This is a genomic window from Kribbella sp. NPDC000426 (genome assembly GCF_040300265.1).
In the GTDB taxonomy this organism is placed as follows: Bacteria; Actinomycetota; Actinomycetes; order Propionibacteriales; family Kribbellaceae; genus Kribbella.
In genome coordinates, this window is sequence record NZ_JBEPDK010000001.1 from 1,536,058 (window position 1) to 1,557,356 (window position 21,299).

Below are 21,299 nucleotides of genomic sequence, written 5' to 3' on the forward strand. Positions count from 1 at the left end.
CCCACGCATCGGACACCCCTCTGAACAGACCACGTCCCTACACTTCTAGGACGTCCTCACCGGTCATTTGGTTGGCCTAGCGTACCGGAGGAAGCACTCATGGAGATCGTGCTGAGCACCGCCGACATCACTACGGTGCCTGTGGACGCGATCGTGAACGCCGCTCATCACGCGTTGCGCGGCGGTGGCGGTGTCGACGGTGCGATCCATCGGGCCGGCGGTCGGGAGATCCTCGCGGAGCTGATCGAGCGGTACCCGAACGGCACTCCCACGGGTACGGCGGTGTGGACGACGGCCGGCGCGCTCCCGGCGTCGTACGTGATCCATGTGGTCGGGCCGAACTATCTCGCCGGGCAGCGGGATCCGGCGCTGCTCGAGTCCTGCTACCGCAACGCGTTGCGGATCGCGGACGAGCTCGGGGTGAAAACGATGACGCTGCCCGCGGTCTCGGCCGGGATCTACGGGTGGCCCGCGCAGTCCGCGGCGGATATCGCGGTCGAGACATTGCGCCGTACGCCGACAAATGTTGCCCAGGGCACCTTCTGTCTGGTGGAGCCGCGGCTGTACAAGGCGTTCCGGAACGCGACAGCGGCCGGGGAGTAGCTCCCCGGCCGCTGTCCTGAACGCTCAGCTCACTTGCTGTAGACGACAACCTTGTCGCCGACGTGCACCCGGGCGAACACCCAGGCGATCTTGTTCTTGTCGCGGACGTTCACGCAGCCGTGCGACGCGCCGTTGTAGCCGCGGGCCTTGAAGTCCGACGAGTAGTGCACGGCCTGACCGCCGCTGAAGAACATCGCGTACGGCATCTTCGAGTGGTACAGCGAAGAGACGTGGTTCTTCGACTTGCGGTAGACCTTGAAGACGCCGCTGCGGGTCGGCGTCTTCATCGCGCCGAACCGGACGTCCATGACCTGGATCGGCTTGCCGTTCACCAGGTACACCAGCTTGCGGGTCTTCTTGTTGATGCAGAGGACCCGGCCCTTGGTCACACACCGCCGGTCGATCTTGTACTTCGCGATGAGCTTGCTGGTGGACGAGGCGGGGGCCTTCGTCACCGCCTTCGGCGGCAGCCCCGCCGGCTTCGGCGCGGTCGCCGACTTCTGCGCCGACCCCGCAACCTGGGGCGCGGCCTCAGCCGAAGTGGTCGCCGAAAGCGCGCCGACGCCCACGAACGCAACGGCCGTCAGAGTTGCGCAGACCTTACGCAGAATGCCCATGTTTCCCTTGTCCTTCCCCCAAAGAGTGCTTCCACAAGACAGACGTCGCCGCATGGCGTCTGGTTGGTAACGAATCAAAACTTCTTCCCCCACCGGCGACCGTGAATTATGTATCACACCGATGTAGTTGCGGTCGCGCACTGTGAGCCACCGTGTCCACTTCGTGCCCTACGCGTTTCCCAGCAGCCACTTACGCCACAGGAGTTACTTGCCGGCCAGCGCCTGCAGCCGACGCAGCACCTCGGACTCGCCCAGGGCCTGCGCCGTCGCGTGCAGGTCGGGACTCCGCGTCGCACCGGTGATCGCGACGCGCACGAGCTGCGAGGCCTCGCGGATCGAACCGGCGTACGCTTCCGGATCCTTCTTGTACTCCTTGGCGTTCGGCGCGAAGCCGTGTTTGGCGGCGAGCGAACGGATCTGGTCGAACCACTCCTGCGGGTCGTCGCGATGCTCGTACCCGGCCACCAGATCGCCCGCGAACGCAGTGGTCACGTCCGGCGCAACGCCGAGCGGCATCAGGCGCTCGTCGGTCGGACCGTCGACGGGGACGAACAGCTCGGTGAAGAAGAAGCCGTACGCCGAGCGGAAGTCCGACCACTTGCGCAGGTCCTTGCGCGGGTTCTCGACGCCGTCGCGCTCGACCGCGAGCGCCCGCAGCGCGAGCTCCTGCTCGTTGTCGAGCACGGGCACGAGCTCCGCGTCGTACTCCGTCGCCCACACCCGCACCGCGTCGAGGATCTGCTGACCGCTGAGGGTCGCGATGTAGTCGGCGCTGATGTCCTCGAGCTTCACCAGATCGACCAGCGGACCAGCGACGCCACACTGGGCCAGATCGATCGGCGTCGTCAGCGCATCCGCCAGCGGCATCTCCGCGAGCCGGCCGTTGGCCAGGCCGCGCAGGTAGTACAGCACCGCGTCGGCCGGGTACCCGGCGCCGATGTAGAAGTCGACGCCGGCCTCAGGATCCTTGCGCTTGGACAGCTTCCGCTTGCCGCCCGGGATCTGCTTCATCAGCGGCGCGACGTGCGCGTACGTGATCGGGTCGAACTCCAGCGCCGCGAACAACTGTTGGTGCAGCGGGACCGACGAGATCCACTCGTCGCCGCGGATCACCAGGTTCACCCGCATCAGGTGGTCGTCGACCGCGTGCGCGAAGTGGTACGTCGGGAGGCGCGGCGACTGGTCCGAGGACTTCAGGATCACCGCGTCGTTGCGGTTCGCCTCATGCTCGAGCCGGCCGCGGATCGCGTCGACGAAACTGGTCCGCTGCCCGTCGGCGTCGTCGGGAGCCCGGAAGCGCACGACGTACGGCGCACCCTCGTCGAGCTTCGCCTGCACGTCGGCCGGATCCGCGTTGCGCCACAGCGCGTACTTCCCGTAGTACCCCGTGGGGACCTTCGCGGCCTGCTGGCGGGCGGTGATGTCGGCGAGCTCGTCCTTGGTGGCAAAGCACAGGTACGCCTTGCCCTGGCGGAGCAGGTGCCGCACGAAGGTCAGGTAGATCTGCTCACGCTGCGACTGCACGTACGGCCCGTACGCACCCTGACGCCGGTCCTCGTCGGAGCTGATCCGGAAGTAGGAGAACGCGCGGTCGAACTGCTCCAGCGCGCCTTCGACCTCACGCGCCTGGTCGGTGTCCTCGACCCGGACCAGGTACACGCCCTTGGAATCGGTCGCGACATCGCGATCGATCATCGCCGTGTAGATCCCGCCGATGTGCACGAACCCGGTAGGCGAAGGCCCGAACCGCGTGACCTTCGCCCCCTCCGGAAGCTCACGCCGGGGGAACTGCTGCTCCCAGTGCTCCGGCTCCGGAAGGTCCTGCGGAAACAGCCCGTCGACAACCGCGCGGTCCACCATGACTCGGCGTCTCACTTCCAGCTAGCAGTTCAGTTCTTGTTCTTGCGGCCCAGCTTGGAGCGCTCGATCTGGGTGAGGGCGACCTTGCGCATCCGGATCGCGTCCGGCGTGACCTCGACGCACTCGTCCTCGCGGCAGAACTCCAGCGACTGCTCGAGCGACAGCTTGCGCGCCGGGACCAGCTTCTCGAACTCGTCGGCGGTGGACGACCGGACGTTGGTCATCTTCTTTTCCTTGGTGATGTTCACGTCCATGTCGTCGGAGCGCGAGTTCTCGCCGACGATCATCCCCTCGTACACCTCGGTGGTCGGCTCGACGAACATCGTGCCGCGCTCCTGCAGGTTGATCATCGCGTACGACGTCGCCGCGCCGGCCCGGTCCGCGACCAGCGAGCCGCTCGGGCGCGTCCGCAGCTCGCCGAACCACGGCTCGTACCCTTCGAACACGTGGTGCGCGATGCCCGTACCGCGGGTGTCGGTGAGGAACTCGGTCCGGAAGCCGATCAGCCCGCGCGCCGGCACCAGGAACTCCATCCGGACCCAGCCGGTGCCGTGGTTGGTCATCTGCTCCATCCGGCCCTTGCGGACCGCGAGCAGCTGGGTGACCGTGCCGAGGTACTCCTCCGGGCAGTCGATCGTCAGCCGCTCGACCGGCTCGTGCCGCTTGCCGTCGATCTCGCGGGTGACCACCTGGGGCTTGCCGACGGTCAGCTCGTAGCCCTCACGGCGCATCTGCTCGACCAGGATGGCCAGCGCCAGCTCACCACGACCCTGCACCTCCCAGGCGTCCGGCCGCTCGGTCGGGAGCACCTTGATCGACACGTTGCCGACGAGCTCCTTGTCGAGCCGGTCCTTGACCAGGCGGGCGGTGACCTTGGTGCCCTTCTGGCGACCGGCCAGCGGGGACGTGTTGGTGCCGATCGTCATCGAGATGGCCGGCTCGTCCACGGTGATCAGCGGCAGCGGCTTCGGGCTCTCCGGGTCGGCGAGGGTGTCGCCGATCATGATCTCCGGGATACCGGCGATCGCGACGATGTCGCCGGGGCCGGCCGACTCGCCCGGCACCCGCTCGAGGGCCTCGGTGACCAGCAGTTCGGTGATCTTGACCCGCTCGATCGACCCGTCGTGCTTGCACCAGGCGACCTGGGCGCCCTTCTTCAGCGTGCCCTCGTGCACCCGGACCAGCGCGAGCCGGCCGAGGAACGGCGAGGCGTCGAGGTTGGTGACGTGGGCCTGCAGCGGCGCGTCCTCGGTGTACTCCGGGGCCGGGACGTTGTTCAGGATCGTCTCGAACAGCGGCTCGAGGTCCTCCGAATCCGGCATCCCGCCGTCGGCGGGCTGGGTCAGCGACGCCCGGCCGGCCCGCGCGGACGCGTAGACGACCGGGAAGTCCAGCGCGCTCTGGTCGGCGTCGTGGTCGAGCAGGTCCAGGAACAGCTCGTAGGTCTCGTCGACGACCTCGGAGATCCGGGCGTCCGGACGGTCGACCTTGTTCACCACCAGGATCACCGGCATCTTCCGCGCCAGCGCCTTGCGCAGCACGAACCGGGTCTGCGGCAGCGGGCCCTCGGAGGCGTCCACCAGCAGCACGATCGCGTCCACCATCGACAGTCCGCGCTCGACCTCGCCGCCGAAGTCGGCGTGACCGGGGGTGTCGATGATGTTGATCGTCATCTGCTCGCCGTTGGCCATCTTGTGCCGGACGGCGGTGTTCTTGGCGAGGATCGTGATGCCCTTCTCACGCTCCAGGTCGCCGGAGTCCATCGCCCGCTCGTCGACGTGCTGGTGGGCACCGAACGCGCCGGACTGCCACAGCATCGCGTCGACGAGGGTGGTCTTCCCGTGGTCGACGTGGGCCACGATCGCGACATTGCGCAGGTCGTTACGGACAGACATGAGGAAGCGCTCCAAGCAGTCAGGGGGTTCTGGCGGTGGCTACGGCTGGTTTCACGTGCCACTCGACACAGGGCGCAGCCCCTCCATCCTACCGGTTACTGCGCGTGTCCCACGAACCGGGCAGACCTTTGACATTTGTTGACTGGACGTCCAGTCTATAGACGGCGCCTGGGGAGGGGCCGCAATCACGGGGGGTCAGCCCCGGGGCGCCGGGCACGCGAATGGGGGGTTGCCCGGCGCTTCAGGGCTTCGACCAGGAGAGGAATCCGTGCCGCGATCGGCCACCGTCAACCAGGAGATGCGCGAACGCTCCCGCGAGCGCATCCTGGCGGCCGCGCTGGAGGTCTTCGCCGCGAACGGGTACGAGGCCGCTTCGATCTCCGACATCACCACCGCGGCGGGCGTCTCCCGCGGCCTGGTCTCGTACTACTTCGCCACCAAGGAACAGCTCGCCGCCGAGCTCCTGGACCGCTGGCTGGACGGTATCGCCGGCATCCTGACCATCCAGGGAACACCGGATGAACGGTTGGCCGGCATCATCGACGGCGCCCTGATGGCGGCCGCGACCACGCTGCACATCCAGCGGCTCGCGATCAGCCTGATGATGCTGCCGACCACCCACGACGTGTTCGCCCGGGTCGAGCAGGCCAAGTCCGATCGGCTGTCGCTGGTCGAGGACGCGATCCGCGACGTCTTCGCGGCCCGCGGCGCCGCCGACCCCGCCATCGAGGAAATGTTGCTCAGGGCAACGCTGGAGGGCGTGACGGTCAAGCTCGCGATCTACCGCGAGACCTTCCCGCTAGAGGCGATCCGCCGCCGCCTGTACGCCGGGTACGACCTGCCCGTGCCGTCGGCGTCGCTCCCGATCCCGTCGCCCCCGGTCGACCGCCTACGCGCCAAATGACCGCGGCGGCATCCACTCGAAGATCCGCGTGCCGTTCCGCAGCGCCGCCCGCGGGGGCGTGATCCGCAGCAGCGCGTTCCGCAGTACCTGACCGCGCGGCCCGACCTCCGCACCCATCCGGCCCATCTGCGCCGACCGGCTCACCAGCCGTCGCGTACGCCGATAGCGCTCCTCCTCGTACCGCTGCAGCCCTGCCGCAAGGTCGCCGCCGGCCGAGAGGACCAGCCCGACCGTAACCGCGTCCTCCAGCGCCGAGTTCGCGCCCTGCCCGAGCGTCGGCAGCATCGGATGCGCTGCGTCACCGATCAGCACCACCCGTCCCACCGTGTACCGCGGCAGCGGCCGGTCGAGCACCCACACGTCATGCCGGATGACCTCGTCCGTCGTCTCGGTCAACGCCTGTACGTCGGGAGCCCAGGCAGCGAAGTACTCGCGGACCGCGCGGACCTCGTCGGTGATCACACGACCGCTCGGCATCGCGACGTACCCGTACCAGTAGACCTCGTCGGCGCTGATCCGCAGCGCGCCGAACTCCGCGTTCGGACCCCACGTCATCGCGAACCGGTCGTCGACGGTCGTGTCCGTGATCGCGGCCCGCCAGCAGCTGAAACCGCTGTAGCGCAAGGCGTTCGGGAAGAGCGCGCTGCGGGTGATGCTGCGGATCTCGTCCGCGGCGACGACCAGGTCCGCCTGCGCGTTGTGTACGCCGTCGGCCGACTCCCACGTGACCCGGGCGCGCTCGCGTCCCGGCGTACCGGGCTCGACGGCGGTCACTCGCGCGCCGAGCACCATGTCCGCGTCTTGCGTGTCCGCCAGCGCCTGGTGCAGCCGGCGGCGGTGGATCCCGGTCATCCGGCCGCCGCCAGCACCCGTACGCGCCACCCGGCCTGCCCCAGCGCGGCAGCAGCCGCCAGCCCACCGATCCCGGCCCCGACCACGATCGCCTCGTCCATGCCATCCACCTTAGGAACGCAGGCGTCCACGTGCGTACGACGTACGAGGTATCTCTGCGGCCCTCCGTCGGAGGACGCGTTGGTCAGGCGAACGTCGGGGTGTGTGGGCGGACTGCGCCGACGATGTTGTCGCCGCCGGTGAGGTCGAAGTGGAGGTGGTTCTCGATGGTCTCGTTGGTGATGCCGAGGCGCTGGAGGGTTGCGGCCATCACGACCTTGCGGGCGCGCGGCGTACCGTCCTCGAGCTTCAGCGCGATCCCGGTGCCGTCGGCGAGACCGACGGCGTACACGCCCTCGGCGCCGGCCTTGCAGAACAGGCCCTCGGTGGCTCGCATCAGCTCGGCCTCGTCGCGGGTACTCCCGCTGGCGTACTCCGGGTGCGCGCGGAACGCGTCGGCGATCCGGCCCTCGTGGGTCTCCGGGGCCGCACCGGCGAACAGGCCGAACGAGCGGGCCAGGCCGGACAGCGTGAGCGCGAAGATCGGGGCGCCGCAGCCGTCGACCGCGACGTACGACGCTTTCTCGCCGGCGGTGTCCTCGATCGCCGTCCGGATCTCCTTCTGCAGCGGGTGATCCGGCGACCGGTACGTCGTGAGGTCCCATTCGTTGAGCTTGCTGGTGAGCAGCATCGCAGCGTGCTTGCCCGAGCAGTTCATCACCACCCGCTCCTTGCCGTGACCGGCCTTGACCCACGTGTCCCGGGTCTCGTCGTCCAGCGGGTACGCGACCGGTGTCAGCAGCGCGCCCTCGTCCAGACCGGCCGTCGCGAGGATCCGTCGTACGCCGTCCAGGTGGAACTGCTCACCGGAATGCGACGCGCCGGCCAGCGCCAGGAGCTCGTCGGTGAGCGGCAGCCCGTTGCGGAGCATGCCGAGCGCCTGCATGGGCTTGTTGGACGAGCGCGGGAACATCGGCTCGTCCACGATGCCGACGGCCCAGTCCACACTGCCGTCGGGACGCGTCACCACGACAGAGCCGCGGTGGTGGCCTTCGACGAAGTCGCTGCGGACGACGTCGGCCAGGATCACAGGTTCGGTCACGGCTGAACTGTACAGGTGCAAAACGCCGTGTTGCGAATGATTCCCCTCACAGCCGGGAGCGCACGTGCAGCCCGACCTCGGGGTCGACGAGAACCTCCTGGCTCGCCTTCACCGTCGGCTGGTCCGCCGCCACCACATCGAGCACGAGCTCGGGGTCGACGTTGCGTTTCACGACAGCCAGTGCAATCGGCCCGAGCTCGTGATGGCGAGCCGCCGACCCGATCACCCCGACCTGCTTCTCCCCTGCCAGTACGGCGTCGCCGTGCTGCGGCAAGCGATCCACCGAGCCGTCCAGATGCAACCGCACCAACCGCCGCGGCGGCCGGCCGAGGTTGTGTACGCGCGCGACCGTCTCCTGCCCGCGGTAGCAGCCCTTGTTCAGGTGTACGCCGACCCCGAGCCAACCAAGCTCGTTCGGAATCGCGCGCTCGTCGGTGTCCAGCCCGAACCGTGGCGCACCCGCCTCGATCCGGAGCGCCTCGTACGCCCAGACACCGGCCGCTTGACCCTCGAGGCCCGCCAGCTCCGCGCGGGGCAGGAACACCTCGTGCCCACCGAGCGAGTCCTCGCCACTGCGGGTCAGGTGCTCACCCTCCGCAGCACCTGGGCGCCAGATGATCGCGTAGTCGTCAGTCACGTCCGCGATCTCCACGCGAGACATGAACACCATCTTCTGCAGCCAGTCGACGAGCGCCTCAGCCGCGCCGGGCTCGGTGTGCAGCCAGAACGTCTGGCCGTCGTCCACGCCGTACATCACGTGCTCCACGTGACCGGTCGGCGAGAGCAGCAGCGCCGTGGTCGACGTACCAGGCTTGAGGCCTTCGAAGTACTGCGTGGTCAGCGCGTGCAGCCAGATCAGGCGGTCCGGGCCGGTGATCGTGACCACGTCGCGGTGCGACAGGTCGACGAACGCCTCACCGGCGACCAGGGCCCGCTGTTCGCGGAGGTCGGAGCCGTAGTGCGCGGCGACACCGGCGTCGAGTCCGTCGGCCTCGACCGCGCCGGGCCGGTCCAGCAGGGGGCTGCGCTTGCGTGACATGTCACCAGAGTACGTCGCGCGGCGTACGGCGAACGCCTCCCGTCGTGGGATGTGGACAGACCCCTGGCGCAGGGAGGCTGGAGGCATCAAACGACGGAGGGACAGGGCGATGAGATTCCGGTTCGGTGTGGTCGGCAGTCCGACGACCGGTGAAGAGTGGATCAAGACCGTTCGCCAGGCGGCGGACCTCGGGTACTCGACCGTGCTGATGCCCGACGGGCTCCAGTTGCCGTCGCCGTTCCCGTCGCTCGCGGCCGCCGCTGCGGTCGCTGACATCCGGGTGGGTACGTACGTCGCGGCGGCTCCGCTCCGGACACCGCGGCAGACCGCCTGGGAAGCGCACACCCTGACCGTGCTCACCGACGGGCGGTTCGAGTTCGGCATCGGGACCGGCAGGCCTGTCGCCGAGCAGCAGACGGCCGAGGTCGGGCTGCACTGGGGAACGGCCCGCGAGCGGCGGGAGCAGGTTGTCGAGACCCTCGACCTGCTGCGTGGACTCGACGGCGAGCGCCGTACTCCGGTCTTGCTGGCGGCCGGCGGTCCGAAGGCGCTCGCGCTCGCGGCCGAGCGGGCGGACATCGTCTCGCTGGCCAAGGACGCGACTACTCCCCGCTCGGAGGTTGCGGCTGTCGCTCGTGAACTGCGTGAGCTGGCCGGGGCACGCGCGGACGACATCGAGCTCTCGATGAACCTGCTGGCCGCCGGGACGCGGCCGCTGCCGCCGTGGACGAAGCGCGCTTCCGGCGTCGACCCTGAGGAACTCGAGGCGATGGACTCGCTGATGCTGCTCCGTGGCACTCCGCGGGAGATGGCCGATGAGCTCGAGCGTCGACGCGAGGAGATCGGCGCGAGCTACATCAGCGTGAACGCCGGCTACCTGGAGGACTTCGCCCCGGTGATTGATCTCCTCGCGGGGAAGTAGCAGTCCTCGGTGGCCCGTTTGCAGAGCGCTGCCCGCCGGTCTGTGGCCCGGCGGGCAGCGCGTGGAGGGGTGCAAGTTGGTCTAGGTGGGCGGCCCGCAGGTGGTCGGGCCGCCTAGTGGTCGGTTTGGTGGGCTGCGGCGGGGGCGGCGGGGACGCTTGCGGGGACGTCGCCGGCGTGGGTGTCGCCGGCGGCGAAGGCGACCTCGTCGAACGGGTCCTCGCCTGCGAACACCTGCCGTGCCTGCTCCTTGTCGAACTCGCCGACCCAGTGCCCGACCAGGACCGTCGCGACCGCGTTGCCGGCGAAGTTCGTCAGCGCGCGCGCCTCGGACATGAACCGGTCGATCCCGACGATCAGACCGACACCGTCGACCAGCTCCGGCCGGTGCGACTGCAGACCGCCGGCGAGCGTGGCGAGCCCGGCACCGGTGACGCCGGCGGCGCCCTTCGAGGCCACGATCATGAACAGCAGCAGGGAGATCTGCTGACCGATCGAGAACGGCTGGTCCATCGCCTCGGCGATGAACAAGGACGCCATCGTCAGGTAGATCGCCGTACCGTCCAGGTTGAACGAGTACCCGGTCGGCACGGTGATACCGACCACCGACTTGTCGACGCCGAGGTGTTCCATCTTTCCGATCAGTCGGGGCAGGGCGGTCTCCGACGACGAACTGGACACGATCAGCAGGAACTCACGACCGAGGTACCGCAACAGCTGGAAGATCGACAGTCCGGTGACCACTCGGAGAATGGTGCCTAGGACAACGATCACGAACAGCAAGCAGGTGATGTAGAAGGCCAGCATGATCTTGCCGAGGCTGACCAGCGCATCCCAGCCCGTCGCACCGACGACCGCCGCGATCGCGCCGAACGCACCGATCGGCGCCGTCCACATGATCATCGACAGGATCTTGAAGACCAGCCGCTGGATGTGACCGATGGCGGTGAGGACCGGCTGGCCCTTCGAACCCATCGCCTGCAGTGCGAATCCGACGAGCAGCGCGACCAGTACGGTCTGCAGCACCTCGCCCTCGGTCAGCGAGGACAGCAGCGTCTTCGGGATGATGCCGAGGATGAAGTCCGTCGTACCCTCGTGCGCTCCGGCCGCCTGGGCCTGGCCGGTCTTGCGCAGCTTGTCGGTCAGGTCGAGCCCGGCGCCCGGCTGCACGAGGTTGCCGACCACGAGACCGATGGCGAGGGCGACCGTCGACATCACCAGGAAGTAGACGAGCGCGAGACCGCCGACCTTGCCGACGCTCGCGGCCTGCCGGACCGAGCCGATGCCGAGCACCAGCGTGCAGAAGATGATCGGGCTGATCAGCATCTTGATCAGGTTCACGAACCCGGTGCCGAGCGGTTTCAGCTCGACCGCGAAGTCCGGGAACAGGAACCCGACACCGATGCCGAGCAGGACGGCGACGATGACGGCGATGTAGAGGAAATGGGTCCGGTCGTTACGAACCGGAGTCGGGCGGGGTTCGGTCGGGCTCGACATTGGTGGGACTCCCTGTATCGGCCTGGCGGAGGGGTGGTTGGGGCGGTTAGAGGCTTGGTGAGTACTTGGTGAGTAACTGTGACGTGACGCACAGGAGAAGTGCTCATTTCGTTCATATCGTTCGCAGTGCGGATTCGGGGCAAACTGTCCGCATGCGACACCGACCGTGGGAGCTGCGCCGCCAGGTTCTCTGGCTGCAGACGGTCACGGTGACCGTCCTGATCGCGATGGTCTGGATCGTGATGGTCAGCCGGTCCCGGGCCCAGGCTGTGCGGGACGCGGCGGCCACCGGCCTGACCGCGCCGAGCTGGTGGGAGCTGGCCCGGCTCGACCTGCGCTCGATGCTCGGGATCGCTAGCCTGATGCTCGGGGTCGCGATCGCCGGGAATGCCCTGGTCACCTGGCGGGTACGTCGCGCGACGCGCGGCATGGGTACGCAATCGCTGGCGCGGATGCTCGACTTCTACGAAGGCGTGCTGCACGCGGCGCGCGAAGGCCTGATCCTGCTCGACCTCGACGGGCGGGTGCAGCTCGCGAACGACGAAGCCCTTCGTCTGCTCGGATTGCGGGAAGTCGCCGCGGGTACGCCGTTGGAAGAGCTCCATCTCGGCGCTCCGCTGGCCGAGTTGCTTGGGACCGGGCGTACGGCGTACGACGAGCTGCATCTCGGCGCGCAAGGCGTGGTCGTTGTCAACCAGCAGCCGTCGGGCCGCGGGCGGATCGTCACCCTGCGGGACCACACCGAGCTGCAGCGGTTGCTCGGCGAGCTGGACGCCGTACGGAGTCTGGCCGAATCCCTGCAGGCGCAGAACCACGAGGCGTCGAACCGGCTGCACACGGTGGTCAGCCTGATCGAGATCGGGCGGCCGGAGCGGGCGCGGGAGTTCGCGGTGTCGGAGCTGCAGTTCGCGCAGGCGATGACGGACCGGGTCGTCGGTACGGTCGGCGATCCGGTGCTGGCGTCGTTGCTGTTGGCAAAGTTGGCGCAGGCGCAGGAACGCGGCGTGGTTCTTTCACTCGACCTCGGGCCGGACCAGCTGAACACGCGGCTGCCGGCCCAGGACGTGGTCACCGTGGTCGGAAACCTGCTGGACAACGCGATCGAGGCCGCGCGCGGCGGGCCGGCACCGCGGAAGGTGGAGTTCCGGGCGGCGGCGTTGACCGACGCGATCGACCTGATCGTGACGAATACCGGGGCCGAGCTGGGATCGGTGGAGCTGGCGCACATGTTCGAGCGCGGGTGGTCGACCAAGGCCGAGCCCGGGCACGGGTTGGGGCTCGTGCTGGTGCGGAGCACGGTCGAGCGGTGGCAGGGTTCGCTGATGGTTGATCCGGATTCCGAGCTGGACGAAGTACCGGCGCTGACCGTACGGGTGCGGTTGCCGCGGGCGGTGGGCGCGAGTGCCTGACCCCCTCCGCGTCCTCGTCGTCGAGGACGATCCCGTCGCCGCGGAAGCCCATCGCACGTACGTCGATCGCCTGCCGGGCTTCGCCTGCGTGGGCATCGCCGGTACGGCGGGACGCGCGCTGCAGGTGCTCGCCCGGGGCGACGTGGACGTCGTACTGCTCGACATGCATCTGCCCGACGGGCACGGGCTGGACGTCGTCCGGCGAATGCGTGCTCTTGGCAACCAAACCGACGTCGTCGCGGTCACCTCGGCCCGTGAGGTCGCCGCGGTCCAGGCCGCAGCGCGGATCGGCGTCGTCCAGTACGTGCTGAAGCCGTTCGCCTTCGAGACGTTGCGGGACCGGCTGTCGGCGTACGCCCGGCAACGCCGCGCCGCCGAGGCCGGCCAGGTCGTCGCGGATCAGGACGAGGTCGACCGTTTGTTGCATCCAGCAACGGTCTCGTCGGTGCCGAAGGGCCTGGCCGGCTCGGTCCTGGACCGCGTCGTCCAACTCCTCGCCGACCGCGAAGGCTGGACCGCCGAGGAGGTCGCCACCTCCCTCGGCACCTCGCGCATCACGGCCCGCCGCTACCTGGAGCACCTGGCCGACCAAGGCCAAGCCCTGCGAACCCAACGCTACGACGGCCGCAGCGGCCGCCCGAAGGTCGAGTACTCCTGGGTGGCGGAGAGCTAGGGCATCGTCCGCAATTTCAGCGTCTGCGAAGCGCGGCGAGGGGATCGGGCAACAGCAGATATGAACCAACCGCGGACAGCGTCGCTCGGTCGCGAACGCATACCTGAGATCCATGGCCCGCCGCCGATACCAGCCCCGATACCAGCCCCGATACCAGCTTCCACGAGCCTTCGGACGCCGGGCGACTTCGCGCTGGTGTTCGACCGGCACGCGCCCGCGATCCATCGGTACATCGCTCGCCGGCTCGGTACCGGCGAGGCGGATGACCTCGTCGGCCAGACCTTCTTGATCGCCTTCGAGCGCCGAGACCGATTCGATGAGTCGTCCGGTGTGCTGCCGTGGTTGTACGGCATCGCGACCAATCTGATCCGCCGCCGACGACGTGACGAGATCCGTCAGTACCGCGCGTACTCGCGCTCGGATGCGGGCACTGCGTCAGCCGAAGCTGACACGCTCTCCGCCGAGGTCGCCGATCGGGTCGACGCGGAGACGACCTCCCGCGCTCTGGCCGGCGTACTGGCCGGCCTCCGGCAGACCGACCGGGACGTCCTACTGCTCTACGCGTGGGAAGACCTCAGCTATCCCGAGATCGCCGCTGCCCTGAAAATCCCCGCCGGGACGGTTGCGTCCCGCCTGCACCGTGCCCGTCGAGTCCTGCGCGCCGCGCTCGGCCCCGACTTCCAGGAGGACCTCTCATGACCGAGATCGATGCGCTCAAGCGCCTGAACGACGACGTACCGCCGGCCACCCCGCTGGCCCTCGCCAAGGCCCGTCAGCGGGCGCTGACCCCGCGGCGCGCCGAACGCCGCTCCATCGGACGCCGCCGGATGGTACTCGCCGGCGCCCTCGCCGGAACGCTCGCCGTCGGCTTCCTCGTCAACGACGTCGTCACCAAGAACGACGGGACGGTGGCACCCGGCGCGGTGGCCGACGCCGGCACGTTCCTGGCGACCGCCGCCGACCAGTCGACCGGCGCCCCGGACGCGCCGATCCCGGCCGGTCAGTACCGGCAGGTCACCCAGCGGAGCCTGGCGGGATGGAACTTCGGCCCGCGAAACGCTTACCACGGCACTCGACTCTCGGTCAGCGACTGGTGGATCCCCTCCACCCAGACGCCGCCGTTCACCGCGATCTCGGTACTCGGCGCCGAGCAGAAGTTCTCCAGCAAGGCTGCCGAGCAGCTCTGGCACAGGACAGATCCGCTGAACATCAAGCCGCAGAAGATCAAGACCGCGGACGCCTGCGCCGTCATGACCGGCGGTGGCATCCTGATGCAACCGAAGGGTGCGACGAACAACTGCAAGGGCAGCTGGCTGAGCCCGTCGACCTCCTTCGTCGCCGGGCTGCCCCGGGACCCGGCCGCTCTGCTCGCGGCACTGCGGAAGAACGACCACGCCTGGCCGGGTCTGGGGGATGCTCCGGCACAGGGCGACTACAGGGCGTTCGAGCGCGCCGGGAGCATCCTGGTGTCCGGGTTCGCGACGTCAGAGCAGCGGGCCACGCTGTACAAGGCGCTGCGGGGCATCCATGGCATCCAGCTCCTCCCTGACACGGTCAATCTGGACGGGAAGGCCGGCCGGGCGATCGGTCTGGTGGAGCTCTGGGGTATCCGCAAGGAGCTGATCATCGACTCGAAGACCGGCCAGTTCATCGGTCTGCGTGAGGTCGCTACGGTCACGGCACCGCTCAACGGTGACGGTGACCCGATGCAGTACAAGCGCGGCGACATCGTCAGTTGGACCTCGCTCGCGACACGCATCACTCCGAGCCGCCCCAAGGTCTGAGGGCAGGACGAGAGCCCGGGCCGGGCCGACGCCCTGGCCCGGGCTCGTGCTCGGCCGAGGCCGGGTAGCTCTGGACGGGGTCTACGAGCGGACGAGCGTTGCCCAGAGGTGGGGCTGGAGGGCTTGGCCCTCGGCGGCCATGTCGTAGGCCCAGAGCAGTTCGCCGTTGACCAGGCCGTAGAGGCGGTGGCCGGCGGTGACCTCTTTCGCGCTGACGGTGCGTGCGACGACATCCGTCTGCAGCTCGATCTTGGCGCCGTCGATGTCGCCGTACCAGATCTCGGCGAAACCGGTCGGGTGCGCCAGGATCACCTCGACCTTGTTGTCCGGCTGCGGCCGCCAGAACCCGGTCTCGACCGCTAGCGGTCGCACCTTCGTACCGTCCTCGCCGACGACGAACGTCTGGCTGACGTAGTGCAGGTACGGCTTGCCGTTGTGGCTGAAGTCGATCTGCTGCCCGAACTCGAACTTCTCGATCGTCGGGTAGTCGCCGTGCCCACGCCCCTCCCACCGACCGAGCAGCCACGCCAGCGGCATCAGGTCCGGGTGCAGGTCCTGCGGAATCTCGAACGCCATCGAATCACTCAGCCCGCGTGGCGGCCGCGATACAGCCGATAGACGACAAACGCCGAGAACCAGCCCATGAACACACAGACCAGCACCAGCAACGAGGTGAACACAACATGCAGCACGCCCCCACTCTAGAGGATCCCTCCCCCCCACCCCGCCCCCCACGACGTGACCTCCCGCACGAGACTCCCCGGACCCCGCTCCCCCGCGAACGGGTTCCTGCAGGCTCGGTTGGCGTGGCGAGATGTCAGGCACGCTGGTGATCCAACTGACCGCAGGCGCCTAGGAAGCCGAGCGTGCCAACCAGGCCTTCACCGTCGCCGCTCCAGCTGTGGCAGCCGGCACCACGGTCTGCGGCTGACCGGCGAGGCCGTCTGGTTCGCCGTACTCTGCCGCGCCGAATCCTTTGAACTCCCCACGCGGCCAGCTCACCCGCTCCCGCCGACTCGTGGCATTCGGCTGACACCCCAAACCACGAGTCGTGAAAATGGGCGATTCCTAGCAGCCAATTCCCACGACTCGACGCACTCAGGCTGATCCGCGGAGGCGGCCGAGGGGCCCGGGAGAGGTCCGTCGGTGGGAGGTCGGGAAAGGCGGCGGTCCCCCGCCTGTAGTGCGTGGCGGGGGACCGATGGTGGTTGGGTGAGTTAGCGTTCTCGGCCGCCGTCGTCTCGGCCTCGGTCGGCGCGGTTGCGGTCTTGGCCGCGTTGCTGGGACGGGGTCCCGGGGCGTTCGCTGGTGGCTACGCCGCCACCTTCGCGGCTGGTTGCGCCGGCGGCGGGTGCGTGGCCCTGCTGGGTGCGGGTCAGGGTGTCGCGCTCGCCTGGTGGGATCTCGCTGCCGGGTTGGTTCGGGCCGCTCGATGCACGTTGTTGATCGAGCAGTGGTTCCTCGGCGGGCGGGCGCCATTGGCTTTGGGCTTGGCTTTCCTGACCGCCCTGGCTCTGGCCTTGCTCGTCGGAACCGAGCGACGCGCTCTGGTCGACGCCCGACTGCGCGGCGTTCCCGACCTGCTGCGCGTTCACCCGCGGCCCCGCCTGGGTGGCGTTCTGCTCACCCATCCCCTGCTCGGCCGCCTGCACCTGCTGCTGTCCTTGCTCGGGCGCCTCCTGCGGCTCCGGCGCAGCAACCTCAGGTTCCGACAACTGCTGATCCGGACCAGCAGTCTGCTGGCTCTGCGTCAGATCCTCCTGCTGCCCCTCGGCACCAATCGTCTGGTTCCGTACGGCGCCGTCCTGGTCGACGAACTCGCCACCCTGGTCCAGATCCGTGCCCTGCTGCTCGGCCTCGGCACCGATCGTCTGACTCCGCACAGCTCCGTCCTGGTCGACGAACTCGCCGCCCTGGTCCAGATCCGTGCCCTGCTGCTCGGCCTCGGCACCAAGCGTTTGGTTCCGTACGGCGCCGTCCTGGTCGACGAATTCGCCGGGCTGGTTCAGGTCCGGGGCTTGCTGCTGGGGGTCGGCGCCGATTGTTGAGTCGCGGAGTGCGCCGTTCTCGTCGAGGAGTTGGCCGTTCTGCTGCTGGCCGTCGGTCCCGAGGTCCTGCTGCTGTAGATCGGCCTGCTCGGCCGTGCCGGGGTTGGCCTGGTCCTGTTCGGCGGCGTCGGTCTCGGCCTGCTGCAGGTTCTCGGCCTCGGCTGCGGGCTGCTCCTGCAGACCATCGGCGCGCTCGTCGTTCAGTTCGTCGTCGAGGGCGTTGGCGGCCTCGGCTGCGCCGACGGCGGCCGGCACGGCATCCGCGGCATCGACGCCCTCCTCGCGCTGCTGATCGCGGCGGCGGTCCTCCTCCTGCTGCTTCCGCCTCGCCTCGTCGTCGCGGGCCTGCTGTGCCTCGCGATCCTCGACCGCGTCGTCGACGCCGTCACCGTCGCGGTCGTTGGCGGCGTCGTTCTGCTCGTCGATCTCGTCACGGCGCTCGGTCGCGTCGTCGCGGTGGTCCCGGTCGCGGTCGGTCCGGTTCTCGTAGTCGTCGGGGATGCCGTCCCGGTCGCGGTCGTTGTTCAGCTGGGCGTCCTGCTGATCGAGCCGTTGCTGGGCGTCGTCCACCTCGGCCTGGAGCGCCTGCCGTTGCTGCTCGAGGCCGCGGTTCTCCGCCGCCATCTCCTCGGCCGCGCGGACCTCGGCGGCCGTGCGCTCGTAGTCCTGGGTGCGCTCGCGCGGGTCCTGCTGCTGCGTCGCGTTGTACTGGTCCTGGTCCCAGCTCCGTCGCCTGAGACCCTCCTCGACCACGGCGCGTGTGCCCTGCCGACGGCCCCAGTTGTCCCTGATGGCGCCGGTCATCCGCTTCCACTGGTCCCAGATTTCACGGCCCTTGGCGACGAGGATCTGGAGGTAGTGTTCGGCGCTTTCTTCCTCAGCCATCAGGCCACCTCGCTGGCATAGACGGAGTACCCGAATCCGGCAGCCGTGTCGTCCGGGCTCGGCTGGGACGCGTACAGGTGGATCTCGGCTCCCGGACGCAGCCAGACGGCCAGGTGCCGGCGGCGGTTGCGCCACTCCGGCGGAACGCGGAGATCGCTCCCCGGCCCGACGAAGACCGGCGGCCCCCAGTACCGGCGGGCGAGCTCGAGCTGACCCGGCCAATGGTCGTCCAGACCGTCCTCGGCCAGCGGCAGCTCACCGGAAGCGATGTCGTACGCCGACCAGCCGCTTCGCGGGCTCTCCGGCAGCACGGCGTCCGGCAGCACGAGCATCACGGTCTCGCGCTGAGTCACCAGACCCCAGGTGTACCGATCGGGGTCGATGTTGCCCGGCGCCCACGGACGCCAGCCGGTGGCGGCGGTAACGCGGTTCACCAGCGCACGGATCGCGTCCATGCCGGTGTCCGGCGGGCCCCAGACCGATCGCCAGTCCGCGACCTCGGCCAGGTCCGCCATCGCACGCTCGTCTTCCTCGGACGACCGCTCCTGCGTCTTCACTCCGCCGCACTCCTTTCGCCCCGTCCGCCAAGAGGGATCAGCCCGCGGAAATCACTCCAGCCACCGATCAGTTCGCTCAGAGTATGCCCCGATCGGTATCACCATCCGCCGTACAGACGCAGACCTGTGGATAACTGTTCCCGGCGGATCTCGTTCGCGACCAGTAATACGACGTTCGCGAGCAGTAACCGGTGTACGCCGTACAGACGTCCCCGGCGGGGTTGTAGTAGGAACATGAAGCTCCCGGCGCCGCCGACCGAGAAGTCGTTCCCGTCGTCCCTGCACCACCCGAGGGTGGCGACGGTCATCGGCCGCTGGCTCGGCACCGCGGTCGTGATCTGCTTCCTGACCGGGCTCTACAGCCACTTCCAGCAGGACACGCCGAGCTGGCTCGCGATCCCCAGCCGCCCCGCCACGCTGTACCGCGTGACGCAGGGCCTGCACGTACTGAGCGGGACCGTCGCCGTTCCGTTGCTGCTGGCAAAGTTGTGGACCGTCTATCCGAAGCTGTTCGCGAAGCTTCCGTGGCCGCCGAGCCGCAAGGCACTCGAGACGATGCTCGAGCGTGGATCGATCCTGGTGCTGGTGTCGGCGATGGCCCTCGAGCTGTTCACCGGCTTCCTCAACACACTGCAGTGGTACCCGTGGCCGTTCCCGTTCCGCCAGACGCATTATGCACTCGCCTGGATCATCGTCGGCGCACTCCTCGTGCACATCGCCGTCAAGCTCCCGCTGATCCGGGCGAACTGGCGGCGCATCGCCGAGATCGTGCCGACCTCCTTGCCCCCGGCAGTCTCGGGCCTCACCCGCCGCGGCCTGTTCCGTACCGTCGCCGGCGCCGCCACGTTGGTAGGCATCACCTCGGTCGGCCAATCGGTGCCCGCGCTCGGACCGGTCGCCATACTCGCGCCACGCAAGCCGAACATCGGCCCACAAGGACTTCCGATCAACCGTACGGCGGAAGCGGCCGGAGTCACCGGGATCGACGACAGCTGGCGCTTCACGGTCCGAGGAGGAGCACGCGAGCTCTCGCTCAGCCTCGAGCAACTCCAGCAGCTTCCGCAGAGCCGCTCGGCGCTGCCGATCGCCTGCGTGGAGGGCTGGAGCCAGGGCGGACGCTGGGAAGGCGTGCGGATCAAGGATCTGCTCGAGCTGTGTGGCGCGCCGGCGGACTCGCGAGTGCGGGTGGTGTCGATGGAGAAAGGCGGGTTCTACGCGACGAGTGAGCTCCCCGAGCAGTTTGCGTCCGACCCGCTGACGCTGCTCGCACTGCGGCTGAACGGGGAGGAGCTGGCGCTGGACCACGGCTTCCCGGCCCGGATCATCGCCCCCAACCGGCCCGGCGTACTCCAAACCAAGTGGGTTCATCGGCTGGAGGTCATCGCATGAAGACCCGGATCGGATTGGCAGGCGCCGGCGTACTGCTAGGCCTATGGGGTGTTTGGAAGCTGGCCACTACGGTCGACCTGCACGGCCTGATCCGGTTACCGCTGTGGCTGGCCGGAGCGGTCGTGGCAGACGATTTCTTCCTGGTGCCGTTGACCGTCACCGCCGGCTGGCTGGTGACGCGGTGGGCGAGCAGACCGGACGGGCATCGGACCATCGGCGCCGTCCGGACGACGCTGTTGTACGTCGGCATCACCAGCCTGATCGCAGTCCCGTTGCTGCTGCGTCAGGGCAAAGGTGTGAACCCGACGATCCTGCCGCGCGACTACCTCCGCGACTGGTTATTGCTGGAGGCAACGATTGTCGCGGCCGGGATCGTCAGCTACTTCATCGCTTCACGTTCAGCAGGGAGCGCGCTTCGTCCGGTGACATCGGCGGCCGTTGGGCGAGCGTGGCGAGGGCTGCGGCGCGTTCGACGAGCTCCGCGTTGTGAGTGACCGGCTGCCCCTTCGCGAGCGTCAGCGTGTCCTCCATGCCGACGCGGAGGTTGCCGCCCTTCGACAGCGCGGCCAGCGCGACGGTGATCGCCGTACGACCGATGCCCGTGGCGGACCAGGACGTCACGGCGTCCGGTAACGCGTTGACCGCGGCAACGAGCGCATCCGCCGTACCGGGCATGCCGCCGGGGACGCCCATGACCAGGTCGCAGTGCACGCGCCCGCCGTACGGCAGGCCGTACTTGCCGAGGAGCCGGTGCAACGCGGCGACATGGCCGAGGTCGAACAGCTCGAACTCGGGCACGACCTCGCGCTCCTGGGTGAGCTGGTAGAGCTCGGTGACGAACGGCCACGGGTTCATGAACACGTCGTCGCCGAAGTTGACCGTGCCCATGGTCAACGAGCAGGAGTCCGGTACGGCGTCGAGCACGCGCAGCCGGTGATCGTACGGATCGGTGACCGCACCGCCGGTGGACAGCTGCACGATCAGCGCCGTGTTCTCCCGGACCGCGGCGACGGTCTCGGTCAGCCGGCCGAGGTCGAGGGTCGGCTTGTGCTCCCCGTCGCGGATGTGGATGTGAATCATCGCCGCTCCCGCGGCCTCGCACCGCTTCGCGGTCTCGACCAGCTCGTCGAGCGTGGTCGGCAACGCCGGGCAGTCCGCCTTCGCGGTCTCGGCACCGGTGGGAGCAACAGTGATCAGAGTCGACGCCATGGACGAATCCTGCCAG

General features: G+C 68.8%; 21 protein-coding genes. 9 read left to right on the forward strand and 12 right to left on the reverse strand.

The annotated features are described in order from the left end of the window. The first annotated feature begins 99 nt into the window (after positions 1-99). Positions 100-603 (forward strand): macro domain-containing protein, encoded by a 504-nt coding sequence (locus tag ABT313_RS07430; RefSeq protein ID WP_350849686.1) that lies wholly within the window; start codon positions 100-102, stop codon positions 601-603. Between the two features lie 29 nt (positions 604-632). Here the strand turns inward: ABT313_RS07430 and ABT313_RS07435 are convergent, their stop codons facing one another. From ABT313_RS07435 to typA, 3 genes are all read right to left on the reverse strand, one after another. After that, entirely contained in the window at positions 633-1,220 is a 588-nt protein-coding gene (locus ABT313_RS07435) for a L,D-transpeptidase (protein WP_350849688.1), read from the reverse strand. A 204-nt stretch (positions 1,221-1,424) separates the two neighbouring features. After that, positions 1,425-3,080, reverse strand: a complete 1,656-nt coding sequence (locus tag ABT313_RS07440; RefSeq protein WP_350849689.1) for a glutamate--tRNA ligase — start codon at positions 3,078-3,080, stop codon at positions 1,425-1,427. Positions 3,081-3,109: 29 nt separating this feature from the next. Next, complete coding sequence (gene typA / locus ABT313_RS07445; protein ID WP_350849691.1) at positions 3,110-4,975, reverse strand: translational GTPase TypA; 1,866 nt, start codon at positions 4,973-4,975, stop codon at positions 3,110-3,112. A 268-nt stretch (positions 4,976-5,243) separates the two neighbouring features. Here typA and ABT313_RS07450 point away from each other — a divergent pair, with 268 nt between their 5' ends. Next, positions 5,244-5,879 carry a TetR/AcrR family transcriptional regulator gene (locus ABT313_RS07450; protein WP_350849693.1) on the forward strand — a complete coding sequence of 212 codons (636 nt, stop codon included), beginning with the start codon at positions 5,244-5,246 and terminating at the stop codon, positions 5,877-5,879. On the opposite strand, the gene ABT313_RS07455 is transcribed toward ABT313_RS07450, so the two are convergent. The 4 genes from ABT313_RS07455 to ygfZ all read right to left on the reverse strand — a co-directional run bounded on the left by ABT313_RS07455 (position 5,865) and on the right by ygfZ (position 8,911). Continuing rightward, entirely contained in the window at positions 5,865-6,731 is an 867-nt protein-coding gene (locus ABT313_RS07455; protein ID WP_350849695.1) for an FAD-dependent monooxygenase, read from the reverse strand. The genes ABT313_RS07450 and ABT313_RS07455 overlap by 15 nt on opposite strands. Then, positions 6,728-6,832, reverse strand: a complete 105-nt coding sequence (locus tag ABT313_RS07460) for an NAD(P)-binding protein (RefSeq protein WP_350849697.1) — start codon at positions 6,830-6,832, stop codon at positions 6,728-6,730. Before ABT313_RS07460 ends, ABT313_RS07455 begins: the two co-directional genes overlap by 4 nt. An 83-nt stretch (positions 6,833-6,915) precedes the next feature. Then, positions 6,916-7,872, reverse strand: a complete 957-nt coding sequence (locus ABT313_RS07465) for an asparaginase (protein ID WP_350849699.1) — start codon at positions 7,870-7,872, stop codon at positions 6,916-6,918. A 46-nt stretch (positions 7,873-7,918) separates the two neighbouring features. Further along, positions 7,919-8,911 carry a CAF17-like 4Fe-4S cluster assembly/insertion protein YgfZ gene (gene ygfZ, locus ABT313_RS07470; protein ID WP_350849701.1) on the reverse strand — a complete coding sequence of 331 codons (993 nt, stop codon included), beginning with the start codon at positions 8,909-8,911 and terminating at the stop codon, positions 7,919-7,921. A gap of 109 nt (positions 8,912-9,020) precedes the next feature. On the opposite strand from ygfZ, the gene ABT313_RS07475 reads away from it, so the two are divergent. After that, a complete protein-coding gene (locus ABT313_RS07475) occupies positions 9,021-9,833 on the forward strand; it encodes an LLM class flavin-dependent oxidoreductase (protein ID WP_350849703.1) in 813 nt (270 codons plus the stop codon). Between the two features lie 113 nt (positions 9,834-9,946). Here ABT313_RS07475 and ABT313_RS07480 read toward each other — a convergent pair whose 3' ends face one another. Next, entirely contained in the window at positions 9,947-11,329 is a 1,383-nt protein-coding gene (locus tag ABT313_RS07480; protein WP_350849705.1) for a cation:dicarboxylate symporter family transporter, read from the reverse strand. Between the two features lie 152 nt (positions 11,330-11,481). Between ABT313_RS07480 and ABT313_RS07485 the strand changes: the two genes are divergently transcribed. The 4 genes from ABT313_RS07485 to ABT313_RS07500 all read left to right on the forward strand — a co-directional run bounded on the left by ABT313_RS07485 (position 11,482) and on the right by ABT313_RS07500 (position 15,195). Further along, positions 11,482-12,738, forward strand: a complete 1,257-nt coding sequence (locus ABT313_RS07485) for a sensor histidine kinase (RefSeq protein ID WP_350849706.1) — start codon at positions 11,482-11,484, stop codon at positions 12,736-12,738. Further along, positions 12,731-13,411, forward strand: a complete 681-nt coding sequence (locus ABT313_RS07490) for a response regulator (RefSeq protein ID WP_130446299.1) — start codon at positions 12,731-12,733, stop codon at positions 13,409-13,411. Before ABT313_RS07485 ends, ABT313_RS07490 begins: the two co-directional genes overlap by 8 nt. A 195-nt stretch (positions 13,412-13,606) precedes the next feature. After that, complete coding sequence (locus ABT313_RS07495; RefSeq protein ID WP_350849708.1) at positions 13,607-14,110, forward strand: RNA polymerase sigma factor; 504 nt, start codon at positions 13,607-13,609, stop codon at positions 14,108-14,110. Continuing rightward, positions 14,107-15,195, forward strand: coding sequence for a CU044_5270 family protein (locus ABT313_RS07500; protein WP_350849710.1), 1,089 nt, complete (start codon positions 14,107-14,109; stop codon positions 15,193-15,195). Before ABT313_RS07495 ends, ABT313_RS07500 begins: the two co-directional genes overlap by 4 nt. 81 nt (positions 15,196-15,276) lie before the next feature. Here ABT313_RS07500 and ABT313_RS07505 read toward each other — a convergent pair whose 3' ends face one another. The 3 genes from ABT313_RS07505 to ABT313_RS07515 form a co-directional block, all read right to left on the reverse strand. Beyond that, complete coding sequence (locus ABT313_RS07505) at positions 15,277-15,771, reverse strand: heme-binding beta-barrel domain-containing protein (protein ID WP_350849712.1); 495 nt, start codon at positions 15,769-15,771, stop codon at positions 15,277-15,279. A gap of 641 nt (positions 15,772-16,412) precedes the next feature. Continuing rightward, a complete protein-coding gene (locus ABT313_RS07510; RefSeq protein ID WP_350849714.1) occupies positions 16,413-18,128 on the reverse strand; it encodes a hypothetical protein in 1,716 nt (571 codons plus the stop codon). Continuing rightward, positions 18,128-18,685: a hypothetical protein gene (locus ABT313_RS07515; RefSeq protein WP_350849716.1), complete on the reverse strand. Its 558-nt coding sequence runs from the start codon at positions 18,683-18,685 to the stop codon at positions 18,128-18,130. Before ABT313_RS07515 ends, ABT313_RS07510 begins: the two co-directional genes overlap by 1 nt. Before the next feature lie 234 nt (positions 18,686-18,919). Here ABT313_RS07515 and ABT313_RS07520 point away from each other — a divergent pair, with 234 nt between their 5' ends. After that, positions 18,920-20,074, forward strand: a complete 1,155-nt coding sequence (locus tag ABT313_RS07520; protein WP_350849718.1) for a molybdopterin-dependent oxidoreductase — start codon at positions 18,920-18,922, stop codon at positions 20,072-20,074. After that, complete coding sequence (locus tag ABT313_RS07525; RefSeq protein ID WP_350849720.1) at positions 20,071-20,568, forward strand: hypothetical protein; 498 nt, start codon at positions 20,071-20,073, stop codon at positions 20,566-20,568. The genes ABT313_RS07520 and ABT313_RS07525 overlap by 4 nt, the downstream gene beginning before the upstream one ends. On the opposite strand, the gene ABT313_RS07530 is transcribed toward ABT313_RS07525, so the two are convergent. Continuing rightward, positions 20,459-21,283: a beta-keto acid cleavage family enzyme gene (locus ABT313_RS07530; protein ID WP_350849722.1), complete on the reverse strand. Its 825-nt coding sequence runs from the start codon at positions 21,281-21,283 to the stop codon at positions 20,459-20,461. The two genes, ABT313_RS07525 and ABT313_RS07530, sit on opposite strands and share 110 nt — an antisense overlap. Between the last annotated feature and the right edge of the window lie 16 nt (positions 21,284-21,299).

What these genes read in the sequence shown, in the direction of transcription:
- ABT313_RS07430 (WP_350849686.1), top strand. Translation starts at nt 100, where the DNA reads ATGGAGATCGTGCTGAGCACCGCCGACATCACTACGGTGCCTGTGGAC.
- ABT313_RS07435 (WP_350849688.1), bottom strand. Translation starts at nt 1,220, where the DNA reads ATGGGCATTCTGCGTAAGGTCTGCGCAACTCTGACGGCCGTTGCGTTC.
- ABT313_RS07440 (WP_350849689.1), bottom strand. Translation starts at nt 3,080, where the DNA reads ATGGTGGACCGCGCGGTTGTCGACGGGCTGTTTCCGCAGGACCTTCCG.
- typA (WP_350849691.1), bottom strand. Translation starts at nt 4,975, where the DNA reads ATGTCTGTCCGTAACGACCTGCGCAATGTCGCGATCGTGGCCCACGTC.
- ABT313_RS07455 (WP_350849695.1), bottom strand. Translation starts at nt 6,731, where the DNA reads ATGACCGGGATCCACCGCCGCCGGCTGCACCAGGCGCTGGCGGACACG.
- ABT313_RS07460 (WP_350849697.1), bottom strand. Translation starts at nt 6,832, where the DNA reads ATGGACGAGGCGATCGTGGTCGGGGCCGGGATCGGTGGGCTGGCGGCT.
- ygfZ (WP_350849701.1), bottom strand. Translation starts at nt 8,911, where the DNA reads ATGTCACGCAAGCGCAGCCCCCTGCTGGACCGGCCCGGCGCGGTCGAG.
- ABT313_RS07475 (WP_350849703.1), top strand. Translation starts at nt 9,021, where the DNA reads ATGAGATTCCGGTTCGGTGTGGTCGGCAGTCCGACGACCGGTGAAGAG.
- ABT313_RS07480 (WP_350849705.1), bottom strand. Translation starts at nt 11,329, where the DNA reads ATGTCGAGCCCGACCGAACCCCGCCCGACTCCGGTTCGTAACGACCGG.
- ABT313_RS07485 (WP_350849706.1), top strand. Translation starts at nt 11,482, where the DNA reads ATGCGACACCGACCGTGGGAGCTGCGCCGCCAGGTTCTCTGGCTGCAG.
- ABT313_RS07500 (WP_350849710.1), top strand. Translation starts at nt 14,107, where the DNA reads ATGACCGAGATCGATGCGCTCAAGCGCCTGAACGACGACGTACCGCCG.
- ABT313_RS07505 (WP_350849712.1), bottom strand. Translation starts at nt 15,771, where the DNA reads ATGGCGTTCGAGATTCCGCAGGACCTGCACCCGGACCTGATGCCGCTG.
- ABT313_RS07510 (WP_350849714.1), bottom strand. Translation starts at nt 18,128, where the DNA reads ATGGCTGAGGAAGAAAGCGCCGAACACTACCTCCAGATCCTCGTCGCC.
- ABT313_RS07520 (WP_350849718.1), top strand. Translation starts at nt 18,920, where the DNA reads ATGAAGCTCCCGGCGCCGCCGACCGAGAAGTCGTTCCCGTCGTCCCTG.
- ABT313_RS07525 (WP_350849720.1), top strand. Translation starts at nt 20,071, where the DNA reads ATGAAGACCCGGATCGGATTGGCAGGCGCCGGCGTACTGCTAGGCCTA.
- ABT313_RS07530 (WP_350849722.1), bottom strand. Translation starts at nt 21,283, where the DNA reads ATGGCGTCGACTCTGATCACTGTTGCTCCCACCGGTGCCGAGACCGCG.